The 14226-nt window shown below is 73.6% G+C and carries 16 protein-coding genes; 15 read left to right on the top strand and 1 reads right to left on the bottom strand.

Annotated elements, in window-relative coordinates:
* Nucleotides 1-26: 26 nt before the first annotated feature.
* The 14 genes from AC54T2_RS11855 (at nucleotide 27) to AC54T2_RS11790 (ending at nucleotide 11913) form a co-directional block, all read left to right on the top strand.
* Nucleotides 27-680: a GNAT family N-acetyltransferase gene (locus AC54T2_RS11855; protein ID WP_241005139.1), complete on the top strand. Its 654-nt coding sequence runs from the start codon at nucleotides 27-29 to the stop codon at nucleotides 678-680.
* A gap of 60 nt (nucleotides 681-740) precedes the next feature.
* Nucleotides 741-1958, top strand: a complete 1218-nt coding sequence (locus AC54T2_RS11850) for a calcium-binding protein (RefSeq protein ID WP_496666272.1) — start codon at nucleotides 741-743, stop codon at nucleotides 1956-1958.
* A gap of 169 nt (nucleotides 1959-2127) precedes the next feature.
* Nucleotides 2128-2700, top strand: coding sequence for a 30S ribosomal protein S16 (rpsP, locus tag AC54T2_RS11845; RefSeq protein WP_496666271.1), 573 nt, complete (start codon nucleotides 2128-2130; stop codon nucleotides 2698-2700).
* A gap of 2 nt (nucleotides 2701-2702) precedes the next feature.
* Nucleotides 2703-2945 carry an RNA-binding protein gene (locus tag AC54T2_RS11840; RefSeq protein ID WP_091196877.1) on the top strand — a complete coding sequence of 81 codons (243 nt, stop codon included), beginning with the start codon at nucleotides 2703-2705 and terminating at the stop codon, nucleotides 2943-2945.
* A gap of 95 nt (nucleotides 2946-3040) precedes the next feature.
* Nucleotides 3041-3646, top strand: a complete 606-nt coding sequence (gene rimM, locus AC54T2_RS11835; RefSeq protein ID WP_496666270.1) for a ribosome maturation factor RimM — start codon at nucleotides 3041-3043, stop codon at nucleotides 3644-3646.
* The gene (trmD, locus tag AC54T2_RS11830) at nucleotides 3643-4821 is read left to right on the top strand and encodes a tRNA (guanosine(37)-N1)-methyltransferase TrmD (RefSeq protein WP_489974719.1); all 1179 of its coding nucleotides are present in this window, start codon (nucleotides 3643-3645) and stop codon (nucleotides 4819-4821) included. Before rimM ends, trmD begins: the two co-directional genes overlap by 4 nt.
* Nucleotides 4822-5019: 198 nt before the next feature.
* On the top strand, nucleotides 5020-5370 hold the full coding sequence (gene rplS, locus AC54T2_RS11825) for a 50S ribosomal protein L19 (protein ID WP_496666269.1): 351 nt from the start codon (nucleotides 5020-5022) through the stop codon (nucleotides 5368-5370).
* Nucleotides 5371-5507: 137 nt separating this feature from the next.
* Nucleotides 5508-6275: a signal peptidase I gene (gene lepB / locus AC54T2_RS11820; protein WP_186340935.1), complete on the top strand. Its 768-nt coding sequence runs from the start codon at nucleotides 5508-5510 to the stop codon at nucleotides 6273-6275.
* The gene (locus AC54T2_RS11815; RefSeq protein ID WP_241005138.1) at nucleotides 6272-7018 is read left to right on the top strand and encodes a ribonuclease HII; all 747 of its coding nucleotides are present in this window, start codon (nucleotides 6272-6274) and stop codon (nucleotides 7016-7018) included. Before lepB ends, AC54T2_RS11815 begins: the two co-directional genes overlap by 4 nt.
* On the top strand, nucleotides 7015-7323 hold the full coding sequence (locus AC54T2_RS11810; protein ID WP_172259171.1) for a DUF2469 domain-containing protein: 309 nt from the start codon (nucleotides 7015-7017) through the stop codon (nucleotides 7321-7323). The genes AC54T2_RS11815 and AC54T2_RS11810 overlap by 4 nt, the downstream gene beginning before the upstream one ends.
* Nucleotides 7324-7696: 373 nt before the next feature.
* Nucleotides 7697-8098 carry a YraN family protein gene (locus AC54T2_RS11805; protein ID WP_489974717.1) on the top strand — a complete coding sequence of 134 codons (402 nt, stop codon included), beginning with the start codon at nucleotides 7697-7699 and terminating at the stop codon, nucleotides 8096-8098.
* Nucleotides 8098-9702 (top strand): YifB family Mg chelatase-like AAA ATPase, encoded by a 1605-nt coding sequence (locus AC54T2_RS11800; RefSeq protein ID WP_496666268.1) that lies wholly within the window; start codon nucleotides 8098-8100, stop codon nucleotides 9700-9702. Before AC54T2_RS11805 ends, AC54T2_RS11800 begins: the two co-directional genes overlap by 1 nt.
* Entirely contained in the window at nucleotides 9699-10832 is a 1134-nt protein-coding gene (dprA, locus tag AC54T2_RS11795; RefSeq protein WP_489974715.1) for a DNA-processing protein DprA, read from the top strand. Before AC54T2_RS11800 ends, dprA begins: the two co-directional genes overlap by 4 nt.
* Nucleotides 10833-11013: 181 nt before the next feature.
* Nucleotides 11014-11913 (top strand): tyrosine recombinase XerC, encoded by a 900-nt coding sequence (locus tag AC54T2_RS11790; protein ID WP_186341252.1) that lies wholly within the window; start codon nucleotides 11014-11016, stop codon nucleotides 11911-11913.
* A gap of 83 nt (nucleotides 11914-11996) precedes the next feature.
* On the opposite strand, the gene AC54T2_RS11785 is transcribed toward AC54T2_RS11790, so the two are convergent.
* Nucleotides 11997-12596: a M23 family metallopeptidase gene (locus tag AC54T2_RS11785; protein ID WP_496666267.1), complete on the bottom strand. Its 600-nt coding sequence runs from the start codon at nucleotides 12594-12596 to the stop codon at nucleotides 11997-11999.
* Between the two features lie 464 nt (nucleotides 12597-13060).
* On the opposite strand from AC54T2_RS11785, the gene rpsB reads away from it, so the two are divergent.
* Entirely contained in the window at nucleotides 13061-14104 is a 1044-nt protein-coding gene (rpsB, locus tag AC54T2_RS11780) for a 30S ribosomal protein S2 (RefSeq protein ID WP_496666266.1), read from the top strand.
* The last annotated feature ends 122 nt before the right edge of the window (nucleotides 14105-14226 follow it).

Below are 14226 nucleotides of genomic sequence, written 5' to 3'. Positions count from 1 at the left end.
GCGACGGCTCGGCGAGGATCGGGCTCGTGAGCACCCTCGTCGACCTCTTCCCGCCCCTCGGCCTCCACGTGGTGGCCGGCCCGCTCGAGCTGCGCGGACTCACCGACGAGCTGATCCTCGAGGTGTGCGACCTCGCCGAGGCCGGCATCCACGACCCCGAGGAGATGCCGTTCTACTTCCCGTGGACGGCCGCCCCTCCGGGCCGGCTGGCCCGCAACACCGCCGCCTACCACTGGGGCAAGCGGGCGACGTTCTCCCCGGACGACTTCTGCCTCGACCTCGCCGTGCTGCTCGACGGCCGGGTGATCGGCTGCCAGGGCGTCGCCGCGAAGCACTTCCCGGTGACCCGGACCGGTGAGACCGGCTCGTGGCTGGGGCGCGAGCACCAGGGTCGCGGCCTGGGCACCGCCATGCGGCAGGCGATGTGCGCCCTGCTCTTCGACCACCTCGGGTTCGAGGAGATCACCTCCGCGGCGTTCCTCGACAACCCCGCCTCGCTGGGCGTCTCGCGCAAGGTCGGCTACCGGCCCACCGCGGTGAGCCGGATCAAGCGCCGCGAGGGCGAGCTCGCGCTCAACCAGGGGCTGGTGCTGACGCCCGAGACATTCGTCCGGGGCGCCGAGCCGATCCGCGTCACCGGCGCCGACGCAGTGCGTGCCTTCATCGGTCTGGACGACTAGGGTCGGCGCCACCGGATCGGGGGGTCAGGGATGCGTCGTACGTCAGGTAGGGGAGCGGTCGTGACGCTCGCCCTCGCGAGCCTCCTGGTGCCGGTCGCGCCGGCCGGGTCGACGCCGTCCGCCGCCGCGCCCCGGTGCGCAGGCCGGGTCGCGACGATCGTCGGCACCGCGGGTGCCGACCGGCTGGTCGGCACCCCGCGCGCCGACGTCATCGTCGCCCTCGCCGGGCGCGACCACATCGACGCCCGCGGAGGCGACGACCTCGTCTGCGGCGGCCCCGGCGGTGACGTGATCCAGGGCGGCTCCGGGGACGACCGGCTGCTCGGAGAGGGCAACGACTGGCGCGCCGACCGGGGCGGGGTCCACGTCTTCGGCGACGTGCTCGACGGCGGCGCCGGCGACGACGTGCTCGACGTCGGTCCTGCCACTCCGGCGGCCGAGGACCTCGTCCGCGACCGGGTCGAGTTCCGCTCGGCGCCGGGAGCGGTGGTCGTCGACCTCGCTGTCGGCACCGCGACCGGTCAGGGCGAGGACGTCTTCCGGCGCGTGCCCCGCCTGTCGGTGCGCACCGGGGCGGGCGACGACACCATCCGGGGGACGGAGGGGGCCGACGACGTCGACGCCGGCCCCGGCGACGACACGGTGGTGCTGCTCGGCGGCGCGGACTTCTACCGCGAGGGCCGTACGTCGCTGCCCGACGACGACGTGGTCGACACGGGCAGGGGAGCAGATGTCGTACGGGCCGCGTCCGGTGCGGACCGGATCACCACGGGCAGGGGCGCGGACGACGTCACCCTCCGCGGCCGGGGCCCGGTCACGCTCGAGACGGGCCCGGCCAGCGACACGGTCGTCGCCCCGGCCACCGACCGGCCCGGGGCGTCGTACGACCTGGGGCCCGGCGCGGAGAACCACCTGTCCCTGGACCCGGGGCCGCTGGACGCCACGCAGGCGGGCCTGCCGATCCGTGTCGACGTCCCGGCCGGCCTGCTCACGCTCACCCTCGCCGGGGGGCCTGTCGACGCCCGGATCGCCGGCATCCGCAGGCTCGTGCTCGACCCCGGCTTCAGGATCGACTTCCTCGGCGGTGCGGCCGACGAGACCCTCGACGTGGCCCCGCGGGGATCGATCCCGCTCCATGCCGTGATGGGCGCCGGCGACGACCGCGTGTGGGGCACCCGGGGCGACGACCACATCGACGGTGGGGACGGTGTCGACACGGCCTACGGCGACGAGGGGGACGACACGTGCGTCAACGTCGAGGAGCCCACCGACTGCTGATCGAGGGCGGATTGGTCGTCGTGCGTCGCCTCTGGCAGAATCAGTCGTTGTGTCCTGCGTGCCCGGACCCTCTCTCCGAGCACGCAGCGCCCTTCGAGTGACCCGCACCGGTGACCCCACCTGGCAACGGTCCCTCACCCACGACAATTTCTGAGGAGACACCACAAACGTGGCCGTCAAGATTCGCTTGAAGCGCCTGGGCAAGATCCGGGTGCCGCAGTACCGCATCGTCGTCGTCGACTCGCGCAAGAAGCGCGACGGCAAGGTCCTCGAGGAGATCGGCAAGTACCACCCGAAGGAGGACCCGTCCTACATCGACGTCGTCTCCGACCGGGCGCAGTACTGGCTCGGCGTGGGCGCACAGCCCTCCGAGGCCGTCGAGGCGATCCTGAAGATCACCGGTGACTGGCAGAAGTTCAAGGGTCAGCCGGGCACCGAGGGGACCCTCCGGGTCAAGGAGCCCAAGCGCTCCAAGCTCGACATCTTCAACGAGGCCCTCAAGGAGGTCTCCGCCGAGTCCAAGGGCGGCGCGGTGACCTCGAAGAAGAAGGCCGAGAAGGCTGACGACAAGGCTGACGACAAGGCTGACGCCAAGTCCGACGCCAAGTCCGACGCCAAGTCCGACGCCAAGTCCGACAAGGCCGAGGCGCCCGCCGAGGTGCCGGCCTCCGAGACGCCCGAGGGCGCTGCGGACGCCAACGCCGACCTCGAGAACGTCTCGGCCGCGGACAAGCAGGCCTGATCGTGCTCGCCGAGGCGCTCGAGCACCTGGTGCGGGGCATCGTCGACCACCCCGACGATGTCGTCGTCCGCGACAAGCAGCTGCGTCGCGGCTCCATCCTCGAGGTCCGGGTCCACCCCGACGACCTCGGCAAGGTGATCGGCCGCAACGGCCGCACCGCGACCGCCTTCCGCACCGTCGTCTCGGCCCTCGCGGGTCGGGGCGGCGCGCGGGTCGACTTCGTCGACACCGACCGGCGCCGCTGAGCGACCGACAGCCTCACGGACGGGCACCATCCCAGCGGGGGTGGTGCCCGTCCGGCATTTCCCGGGGATCGCCCGGGCGGCGATAGCCTCGGCGCGTGAACGAGGACAACGCTGGCGATGTCGAGGTCGTGGTCGGGCGCATCGGCAAGCCCCACGGGATCCGCGGCGAGGTCACCCTCGACGTACGCACCGACGAGCCCGACCGTCGCTTCGCCCCGGGGGCGACCCTGCGCGCGGAGGCCCCGGCCGGTGCCGACCGGCGCCCCGGCAGCCTGACCGTCGCCCGCGCCCGCTGGCACCAGAGCACCCTCCTCGTGACCTTTGAGGAGCTCGCCGACCGCAACGCCGCCGAGGCCGTGCGGGGCACGGTCCTCCACGCCACCATCGGCCGCGACGAGACCCCCGAGGACCCCGACGAGTTCTACGACCACCAGCTCGTGGGACTCGACGTGGTCGACGTCGACGGGAGCCCGCTCGGCACCGTCACGGCGCTCGTGCGCGGCTCCGCCCAGGACCTGCTGACGGTCCGCACGCCCGACGGCCGCGACACGCTCGTGCCGTTCGTGTCCGCGCTGGTGCCCGAGGTCGACCTCGCTGCCGGCCGGGTCGTCGTCGCCGACCGCCCCGGTCTGGTCTCACCGTTCCCCGACGAGGTCCTCGACGAGGTCCCCGACGAGGTCACCGACGGGGACGAGTCGTGAGGATCGACGTCGTCACGATCTTCCCCGACTACCTCGCCCCGCTCGGGCTGAGCCTGCCGGGCAAGGCCCAGGACCGCGGCCTGCTCGACGTCGCGGTCCACGACCTGCGGCAGTGGACCACCGACCGGCACCGCACCGTCGACGACACCCCCTACGGCGGCGGCGCCGGGATGGTCATGAAGCCGGAGCCGTGGGGACGGGCGCTGGACGCCGTGGCGGCGGGGGCGACGATCGTCTTCACGACGCCCAGCGGCGAGCCGTTCACCCAGGCGCTGGCCCACGAGCTGAGCGGGCACGAGCACCTGGTCTTCGCGTGCGGACGCTACGAGGGCATCGACCAGCGGGTCATCGAGCACGCCGCGACCGTGGGCACGGTGCGCGAGGTCTCCCTCGGGGACTACGTCCTCAACGGGGGAGAGGTGGCCGCGCTGGCCATCACCGAGGCGGTCGTGCGGCTGCTGCCCGGCTTCATGGGCAACGCCGAGTCGCTCGTCGAGGAGTCGCACGCCGACGGGCTCCTGGAGTACCCCGTCTACACCAAGCCCGCGTCCTGGCAGGGACGCGAGGTCCCGGAGGTGCTGCTCTCGGGCGACCACGCCCGGATCGAGGCGTGGCGCCGCGAGCAGGCCGTCCGCCGCACCGCCGAGCGTCGGCCCGACCTGCTGCGGGCCGACGCGCTCGTCGGCGCGCTGGGCGAGCTCGACGTACGCCCGGCCGTGCCCGCCGACGCCGGCGAGCTCTACACGCTCCAGCGGGCCTGCTGGCTCCAGGAGCTCGAGGCCAACCCCGGGGTCGAGATCCCGGCGCTGCGCGAGTCGCTCGACGACGTACGCCGCGGGCTGGGGGAGTGGACCGTCATGGTGGCCCGCGAGCCCTCCTCGGGCCGCCTGGTGGGCGCCGTGCGGGGTCGCCTCGACTCCCACGGCGAGTGGGACATCGGCCGGATCATGGTCGCCCCCGACCTGCAGGGCCGCGGGCTGGGCCGCGCGCTCCTCGAGCTCGTCGAGGGGCTCGCGCCGCCCGACGCGACGACCTACGTGCTGTTCACGGGGGCGGGCTCGACCGACAACCTCCGGATGTACAAGAAGGCCGGCTTCCGGCTGCGTGCGGATCGTCCCTCCCCGCCGGGAGCCGTGGTGCTGACCAAGCAGGTCCGGCGCCGGATTTCACGCTGACGCGCTCGCTCTGGCAGACTTCACCCTTGGTCCGCTCGAGGCCAGGGTCGCCCGGTCGCATCCTCCGATGCGCGCTCCGGGGTCCCGCCGCACCGCACCTGCCACAGGGGGCGCACCGGCCGGCCGCACCGGGCACCAGCCAAGTCCATCACCACCACGATCCGCGGCTGACCTGTGGCACCCGCGAGGAGCAACGACATGACCAACGTCATCGCCGAACTCGGCACCGCCATCAAGCGTGACGACGTCCCGGACTTCCGCGCCGGCGACACCGTCAAGGTCCACGTCAAGGTCATCGAGGGCAGCCGCTCGCGTGTCCAGGTCTTCCAGGGCGTCGTGATCCGCGTCCACGGCTCGGGCATCGGCCGCACCTTCACCGTGCGCAAGGTCTCCTTCGGCGTCGGCGTCGAGCGCACCTTCCCGCTCAACTCCCCGATCTTCGAGAAGCTCGAGGTCGTCACCCGCGGTGACGTGCGTCGCGCCAAGCTCTACTACCTGCGCAACCTGCGCGGCAAGGCCGCCAAGATCAAGGAGCGCCGCGAGGCGTGATCCGTCGAGCCACGCCCCCGGCGTGGACCCGACCAGGGACTCGTTAGTCTCTGCGAGTGACTTCTGATGACCGCGGTTCTTCGTCCCTCTCGACGGGCGAGGGACCGCGGTCGTCGCGTTCGGAGGAGGGCCCCGCGATGACCGGCGGCGCCCGCCCGGAGGCCGGACCGAAGGCCGGCCGCGGCAAGCGCAAGCAGCTCCCGCTGTGGCAGGAGACGATCCTCCTGCTCGGCGTCGCGCTGGTGCTCGCGATCGTCATCAAGACGTTCTTCGTCCAGGCCTTCTACATCCCCTCGGAGTCGATGGAGCCGGGACTGATCCTCAACGACCGGATCCTGATCCAGAAGGTCTCCTACTGGGGCGACGGCGAGCCCGAGCGCGGCGACGTCGTGGTGTTCAAGGACCCCGGTGGCTGGCTGCCGCCGGTCGACTCGGCCGGTCCCACCAACCCGGTCGCGAAGGCGATGGCGAAGGTCGGCCTCTACCCGACCGGCGGCCACCTCGTGAAGCGCGTCATCGGCGTCGCCGGCGACACCATCGAGTGCTGCGACGACAAGGGCCGCCTCATCGTCAACGGCACGCCGCTCGACGAGTCGGCCTACGTCAAGCGCGGCGGCGCGAGCTGCAACGGCCCGATGCCGACCAACGGCGCCTGCGACGAGGACTGGTCGGTCGGCCCGATCCCCGACGGCCACGTCTTCGTGATGGGCGACAACCGGTCCCGCTCGGCCGACAGCTCGCAGAAGATGTGCCGCAGCGACGAGACCGAGTGCGTGCCGGGCGACGAGTTCGTCCCGGTCGACCTCGTCGTCGGCAAGGTCTTCGTGCTGTTGTGGCCGGCCGACCGCTTCCGCTGGAACACCCGTCCCGACACGTTCGAGGACGTGCCGGCACCGTCCTCGTGACCGCCGTGTCCCACCTGCCGCCCGAGCCGCTTCCGGGCGGCTTCACCGTGCGCCGCGACGCCGGGATCTACGGCTACGAGCGGGCGCTGCGCCGGGCCGGCCTGGCGCCCGTCGCCGGGGTCGACGAGGCGGGCCGCGGCGCGTGCGCCGGCCCTCTGGTCGCGGGCGCGGTCGTCCTGCCGCCGGGGAAGGCGGGCATCGTCCCGGGGCTGGCCGACAGCAAGCTCCTCACCGAGGCCGCCCGCGAGCGTGTCTACGCGCAGGTGGTGCGCCGCGCGCTGGCGTGGTCGGTGGTGGTGGTGGACAGCGAGGAGTGCGACCGGCTCGGCATGCACGTCGCCAACGTCGAGGCCCTCAGGCGCGCGGTGGCGCGCCTGGAGACGCGCCCGTCGTACGTCCTCACCGACGGGTTCCCCGTCGACGGCCTCGGCGTGCCGGGGCTCGCGGTCTGGAAGGGCGACCGGGTGGCCGCCTGCATCGCCGCGGCCTCCGTGATCGCCAAGGTGACCCGCGACCGGCTCATGGTCGGGCTCCACGACGAGTGGCCCCACTACGACTTCCGCACCCACAAGGGCTACGTCACCGCCGAGCACGAGGCGGCGCTCGCCGAGCACGGCCCCTCTCCGGTCCACCGGATGCGGTTCGTCAACGTGCGCCGCGCGGCGGGCCTGGAGGCGGTGGCCGGGGACGAGGTGGCTAGTCTCGGCCGTGGGACGGGCAGCACCACCGAGGAGGACGCATGAGCGCCGAGGATCTCGAGAAGTACGAGACCGAGATGGAGCTCACCCTCTATCGCGAGTACCGCGACGTCGTGGGCATCTTCAAGTACGTCGTGGAGACCGACCGGCGCTTCTACCTGTGCAACCAGGTCGACGTGAAGGCGCGCTCCGAGAGCGGCGATGTGTTCTTCGAGGTGTCGATGACCGACGCCTGGGTCTGGGACATGTACCGCCCCGCCCGATTCGCCAAGAACGTCAAGGTGCTCACGTTCAAGGACGTCAACGTCGAGGAGCTCGCTCCCCAGGACATCGACCCGCCCAAGGACTGACCCGGCCGTCCTGCCGGGGGCGCGCCGGGCTCGTGCCGGCGCGTGTCGTCGGCGTCCCCGCCGCGTGTCGTCGGCGTCCCCGCTCGAGTGTCGTCGGAGTCCCCGCTCGAGCGGGGACTCCGACACCTGGAGGGGGTTGCCACCGCCTCCAAGTGTCAGAACGGGCCTCCAGGTCGGGCCTCCAGGTCGGGCCTCGTGCCGTGGGTCGTACGACGCCTCGCCGCGACCGCGGTGGCACCGACCTGGCCGCGGAGCGTCCACAGGCGCCCTGGTCCGGCCGTCCTCCACAGGCTGACGGCCCGACCGTCGAGGGGCGTCGGAGGGTCGCGGTGTGCTGGGTGCTCACCGACCCGCCCACCGGAAGGCACCCACGATGGCCCGACCCGCTGCCGCCTCTCCCTTCGCGCTCGACGCCGCCGCCGAGCATCGCCGCCGACTGGGGGCGCGCGGCGAGAGCATCGCGGTCCGACACCTCACCGGGCTCGGCCTGGTCCTGCTCGACCGCAACTGGCGCTGCGACGCAGGCGAGATCGACCTCGTCCTGCGCGACGGCGACGTCCTGGTGGTCTGCGAGGTGAAGACCCGCACGTCCACCGACTTCGGCACGCCGCTGGAGGCGATCGACCGACGCAAGGCCGACCGGCTGCGGCGTCTGGCCGCCCGGTGGCTGCTGGCCCACGACTGCCATCCCGACGATGTCCGCATCGACCTGGTCGGCGTGCTCACCCCGCACGGCCGACCGGTCGAGGTCGAGCACGTCGAGGGGGTCGGTTGATGGCCTTCGCGACCGCCCGCTCGCTGGCGCTCAAGGGCGCCGACGGCCACGTCATCGACGTCCAGGTCGACGTCTCCCCGGGCCTGGTCACCACCACGATCATCGGCCGCGTCGACAAGACCCTGTCGGAGGCCCGCGACCGGGTGCGCATGGCGATCAACAACGACTGCGGGCGCTGGCCGGCGACCAAGCGGGTCACGATCCTGCTGGCCCCCGCCGATCTGCCCAAGCGCGGCACCCACTACGACCTCGCGATCGCGATCGCCGTCCTCGCCGCCGACAAGTCGCAGCAGGAGCTGACGCCCGACCTGCTCGACGGCTGGGCCTTCATCGGCGAGCTGTCCGTCGCCGGCGGGCTGCGGCCGGTGCCGGGGGTGCTGCCCATGGTCATCGCAGCGGCGGCCCACGGCATGACCCGGGTGTTCGTGCCCGAGCCCCAGGCCGCCGAGGCGGCGCTGGTGCCCGGCATGACCGTGTTCGGCGTCCGGTCGCTCGCGCAGGTGTCCGCCGTGCTCCGCGGCGTCGAGGTGCCCGAGGCGCCGCCCGTCGTCGCCCCGTCGGCCAGCCCGCTGGCGACGTGGCGCGGCGACGACCGGCTGGCCGACCTCGACCTGCGCGACCTCGACGGGCTGGAGGACGTCCGCTACGCAGTCGAGGTGGCGGCGGCCGGCGGCCACCCGATGATGCTGATCGGCCCGCGGGGGACGGGCAAGACGTCGATCGCGGAGCGCATCCCGACGATCCTGCCCGACCTCACCACCGAGCAGGCGCTCGAGGTGACGGCCCTCCACTCCGTCGCGGGTGCGCTGCCACACGGCAGCGGCCTGTTGCGCCGACCGCCGTGGTTCGCCCCGCACCACTCCGCGACCGCGGCGAGCGTGCTCGGTGGCGGCACCGGCAGGGTCCGCCCCGGTCAGGTGAGCCTCGCCCACCACGGGGTCCTGTTCCTCGACGAGTTCCCTCACTTCCGCTCAGACGTCGTCGAGGCGATGCGCCAGCCCCTGGAGTCGGGCGAGGTGACCATCGCCCGGGGCGAGGAGTCCGCCACCTATCCGGCGCGCTCCCTGGTGGTCCTCGCGGCCAACCCCTGCCCGTGCGGCAACTTCCACGGCATGTCCGGCGGCAGCTGTGACTGCAGCGAGGTGCAGCGCTCCCACTACCGGCGCAAGCTCACCGGGCCGATCCTCGACCGCGTCGACATCTGGATGGAGGTACGCCCGCAACGCCGGCGCCGGGCCGTGTCCTTCGGGCCCGACCCCGAGTCGTCGGCCGACGTGCGGGCCCGGGTGGCCGAGGCGCGGCAGCGCCAGGCCCGTCGCTACCGCGAGTGTGCCTGGCTCCTCAACTCCTCCTGCCCCGGGCCCGTCCTCGCCGAGCGCTGGCCGCTCGAGCCCGCGGGCCAGGCGCTGGTCGACGCGGCGCTGGCCGACGGCACTCTGACCCGCCGCGGGCTCACCCGCGTGCAGAGGCTGGCCTGGACGGTCGCCGACTGCGCGGGTGTGTCGCGACCGGGCGTGCGTGAGGCGGAGATCGCGCTGGCGCTCAGGTCCGACGACGCGGCCCGGAGCCTGCCGGCGCGCGTGGTCTCGGTGGCGGCGTCATGACCGCCGACCCCAGCCGGGCCGCCGACGCCGAACGACTCGCCCGGGTCGTGCTGAGCTGCGGTGTCGAGCCGGGCGACGGCAGGACGTCGTCGCTCGTCCGGCAGATCGGCGCCGTCCGCACGCTGGAGCACCTGCTGGTGCCCAAGCCCGACAGCTGCCTGGCCGAGCGCCTCGAGCAGGTCGACCCGGCCCGCCGGCTCGAGCAGGCCGCGAAGTGCGGCATCAGGTTCCTCGTCCCCGGTGACCCCGAGTGGCCGAGCCCGCTCGACCAGCTCGACGACGCCATCACCGACCAGGGGGTGGGCGGGACCCCGCCGGGGTTGTGGGTGAGGGGCCCGATGCCCCTCACCGAGCTCGCGACGTCCGCGGCCGTGGTCGGCTCCCGCACCGCGTCGGTCTACGGCGTGGAGGTGACCCGTGGACTCTGTGACCGCGTCGCCGCAGCCGGAGTGCCGGTGGTCTCGGGTGGGGCGATCGGCATCGACTTCGTCGCCCACGACGCGACCCTCGGGGCCGGAGGGACGACGGCGGCAGTCCTGGCGTGCGGCGTCGACCGGGTCTATCCGGCGCAGAACCGCCCCCTGCTCGCGCACCTCGCAGCCGAGTACGCCGTGATCTCGGAGCAACCCCCGGGGTCCGCCCCCACCCGGCCGCGCTTCCTCGCGCGCAACCGGCTGATCGCCGCCCTGACTCGCGGCACCGTGCTCGTCGAGGCCGCCCTGCGCAGCGGCGCGCTCAGCACCGCGGCGTGGGCCGAGGCGCTCAACCGGCCGGTCATGGGCGTGCCGGGCCCGGTGACGAGCTACACCTCGCAGGGGGTCAACCAATGGCTCAGGGAGGGGCGCGCCACGGTGGTGAGCGACGGCGCCGAGGTCCTCGAGCTGATCGGCGAGTCCGGCGAGCACCTCGTCGACGTGCGACGGGGTGAGCGACGACCGCGCGACACGCTCGGCCCCGTCGATCGACAGGTGCTGGAGTGGGTGCCGGTCGGCGCCCCGGCCAGGGTGGACTCGATCGCCCGCCTGGCCTCGCTGCACATCCGCCAGACCGAGGCAGCCCTCCAGCGGCTGCTGACCGAGCGTTTCGTCCGCTACGAGGAGGGCGGGTGGCGACTCGCGCCTGACACGTGACGGCCAGCCGCGCGCCTAGGCTGCCGGAGTGAGCAACGAAGGGACCCGCGCGGCCGCCCCCGAGGCCGCCTCCGAGGCCGGCGAGGCCGGCCCCGAGGCCGAGGGCGGCGCGGACGCCGAGGGCGGCGCGGACGCCGAGGGCGGCGCGGACGCCGAGGCCGCGAGCGGCCTGTCCGAGGCCATGGTGCGGCTGCTCGGCGACTACGAACGCCATCTCGTCTCCGAGCGCGACCTCGCGCCCCACACGGTGCGGGCCTACCTCGGCGACATCGCCGGCCTGCTCGACCACTGCGACCGGCTCGGCATCACCGAGGTGTCCGACCTCGACCTCCGCACCCTGCGCAGCTGGCTGGCGCGGCTGCAGACGACCGGCCGCAGCCGCACCACCATCGCGCGCCGCGCCACGGCTGCGCGCGTCTTCACCGCCTGGCTGCACCGCACGGGCCGGTTGGACGCCGATCCCGGTGCGGCGCTCGGGTCGCCGAAGAAGCACAAGACGCTCCCGCCGGTGCTGCGCGCCGACGAGGCAGAGGCCCTGATCAGGTCCGCCGCCGACCTCGCCGACGACGGCACCCCGGTCGGGGTGCGCGACGTCGCGATGCTCGAGTTGCTCTACGCCACCGGGATCCGCGTCGGGGAGCTCGTCGGGCTCGACATCGACGACCTCGACGCCGAGCGCCGCGTCGTGCGCGTCTTCGGCAAGGGCCGCAAGGAGCGCTCCGTGCCCTACGGCGCCCCGGCCGGCAAGGCCGTCGACCGCTGGCTGCGGGTCGGCCGTCCGCACCTGCGCGTCGAGGGGTCTGGTCCGGCGTTGTTCCTGGGGGTGCGTGGGCGCCGCATCGACCAGCGCGCCGTGCGCGAGCTCGTCCACCGCCGCATCGCCGACGTGCCCGGCGCACCCGACATCGGGCCGCACGGCCTGCGGCACACCGCGGCCACCCACCTCCTCGAGGGCGGCGCCGACCTGCGGTCGGTCCAGGAGCTGCTCGGGCACGCCTCGCTGGCGACGACCCAGCTCTACACCCACGTCACGACCGACCGGCTGCGACGGGCCTACCAGCAGGCGCACCCCCGGGCCTGAGCGGTCCTACGAGACCGCCCTGAGGGATGCCGGTCCGGATGACGCAGGGAGGGGCGGGCGGTGCCCGGCGGGCGGGGGAGTGCTCAGGCGTGCCAGTCCACCGGGCGCCGCCAGCGCGACAGTGGCGGGCTCCACGGCAGCCGGAGGGTCGCGGGCTCGTCGCGCCACAGGGGCAGCAACCGCACGGGTCCTCCGCCGACGAGCGACAGCGGGTCGAGGTAGACCCGGTCGTCGCCGTCCCCCTCGACGAGGCCCCAGTGCAGACAGGCGGCGGGGACGCAGTGCCCGTCGGCGATCACGAGGCGGCCGATCACCTCGCCGGCGGCCACCTCCTGGCCGCGCTCGACGGACGCCACGACCGGCTCGTAGGTCGTCCGGCGGCCGCCGTGCAGCACGCTCACCACCGGCTTGCCGCCGATGGAGCCGGCGAACCCCACCGTGCCCGGCAGTGCCGCGCGCACGGCCTGGCCGGGCGCCCCGGCGAGGTCGACGCCGCGGTGGCCGGCGGCGTAGGGGTGGGGCGGCGGCTCGAAGGGGCGTACGACGTCGGGCTCGGGGTCGAGCGGCCAGACGCCGGTCGGCTCGTCGACCGCTCCGTCGGAAGGGCCCGCGCCGGACGGGGACGCGCCGAGCGTGACGGTCATCAGGAGCGCGCCGAGCACGGCGCCGAGGAGGGCTCGCATGCGCTCCACCCTCGCCCGACGATGCGCGCCGCGACCGCGCCGGCGCAGCGGCCTGTGGACGAGGGCCGCAAGGGCCGACCTGTGGACGTCCAGCGGACGCGTCCGGCCGGCCGGGAGGGCTCGAGCCCGACCGCTCGGCCCACGCTCGGCCCACGCTCGAGCGAGCACCCGCTGCGATTGGCCCCGCGGGGAGGGGCGGGCTTACGATGTGCGGAGCAGTCCACCCGGACTGACTTCGCACGCTCGCAGACCGCGTCGGAATGCATCCCTGGTTCCGGACCGCCCGTGGGCGTCGGTCCTCAGTTCGCGCCGGTCCCGCCGGCGTGATCGGACCGGCGCGCGAGCGTCAGGGCTCCCGGCACCCGCCGGGCGCAGCAACTGAAAACATCAGGAGCCCGCTCCCGGTCCGACCTGTCGCAAGGTCGGGCACGTCGGCGAGCGCCTCCGTCACCACAGGAGAACCCATGGCAGTCGTCACCATGCGCCAGCTGCTCGAGAGCGGCGTCCACTTCGGTCACCAGACCCGTCGCTGGAACCCGAAGATGAAGCGCTTCATCATGACCGAGCGCAACGGCATCTACATCATCGACCTGCAGCAGTCGCTCGCCTACATCGACCGGTCCTACGCGTTCGTCAAGGAGACCGTCGCCAAGGGCGGTGTCGTGATGTTCGTCGGCACCAAGAAGCAGGCCCAGGAGGCCATCGCCGAGCAGGCGACGCGCGTCGGGATGCCCTACGTCAACCAGCGCTGGCTCGGCGGCATGCTCACCAACTTCCAGACCGTGCACCAGCGGATCAACCGCCTCAAGGAGCTCGACGAGATCGACTTCGACGACGTCGCCGGCTCCAACCGCACGAAGAAGGAGCTCCTGCAGATGAAGCGGGAGCGCACCAAGCTCGACAAGACGCTCGGCGGCATCCGCGACATGACGAAGGTTCCTTCGGCCGTGTGGATCGTCGACACCAACAAGGAGCACCTGGCCGTCGAGGAGGCCCGCAAGCTGCGGATCCCGATCATCGGCATCCTCGACTCCAACTGCGACCCCGACGTCGTCGACTTCCCGATCCCGGGCAACGACGACGCCATCCGCGCGGTCGGCCTGCTGACCCGCGTGGTCGCCGACGCCGTCGCCGAGGGCCTCATCGCCCGCTCGGGCGCCAAGTCCGGCACGGCCGAGGGCGCCGTCGGTGCCGAGGAGCCCCTCGCCGAGTGGGAGCGCGAGCTCCTCGCGGGTGACGCCGAGAAGGCTGCTGCGGCCGCCACCGGTGACGCCGCCGCCGAGACCCCGGCCTCCGAGGCCACCGGTGCCGCTGCCGAGGCCCCGCAGGCCGACGCCGCCGCCGAGGCCGCGACCGACGCGCCTGCCGCCGGCAGCGACGCCCCGGCCGCCGAGGTCGCCGCCGAGGTCAACGCCGACGTCGACGCCGCTGCGGCCGAGGCCGCCTCGGTCGACACCGCCGCGGCCGTGAAGGACGCCGAGCCCGCCACCGACGAGCCCACGGCCTGATCGTCCCCGATCGCGGGGGCGCGCACGACCCTTGCGCCGCCGCGTCCGCCTTCACCAAACTGCAAAGAAGAAGGAACACGGCCAACCTCCCCGCTTCCGACACCCAAAAGCTCCGCCCACTC

It is taken from the genome of Nocardioides sp. Z35_8 (genome assembly GCF_059621125.1).
This window is presented reverse-complemented; position numbering and strand designations above follow the sequence as displayed.

What these genes read in the sequence shown, in the direction of transcription:
- AC54T2_RS11805 (WP_489974717.1), top strand. Translation starts at nt 7,697, where the DNA reads ATGGCCCGACCCGCTGCCGCCTCTCCCTTCGCGCTCGACGCCGCCGCC.
- AC54T2_RS11785 (WP_496666267.1), bottom strand. Translation starts at nt 12,596, where the DNA reads ATGCGAGCCCTCCTCGGCGCCGTGCTCGGCGCGCTCCTGATGACCGTC.
- lepB (WP_186340935.1), top strand. Translation starts at nt 5,508, where the DNA reads ATGACCGGCGGCGCCCGCCCGGAGGCCGGACCGAAGGCCGGCCGCGGC.
- rplS (WP_496666269.1), top strand. Translation starts at nt 5,020, where the DNA reads ATGACCAACGTCATCGCCGAACTCGGCACCGCCATCAAGCGTGACGAC.
- AC54T2_RS11810 (WP_172259171.1), top strand. Translation starts at nt 7,015, where the DNA reads ATGAGCGCCGAGGATCTCGAGAAGTACGAGACCGAGATGGAGCTCACC.
- AC54T2_RS11800 (WP_496666268.1), top strand. Translation starts at nt 8,098, where the DNA reads ATGGCCTTCGCGACCGCCCGCTCGCTGGCGCTCAAGGGCGCCGACGGC.
- rpsB (WP_496666266.1), top strand. Translation starts at nt 13,061, where the DNA reads ATGGCAGTCGTCACCATGCGCCAGCTGCTCGAGAGCGGCGTCCACTTC.
- AC54T2_RS11790 (WP_186341252.1), top strand. Translation starts at nt 11,014, where the DNA reads ATGGTGCGGCTGCTCGGCGACTACGAACGCCATCTCGTCTCCGAGCGC.
- dprA (WP_489974715.1), top strand. Translation starts at nt 9,699, where the DNA reads ATGACCGCCGACCCCAGCCGGGCCGCCGACGCCGAACGACTCGCCCGG.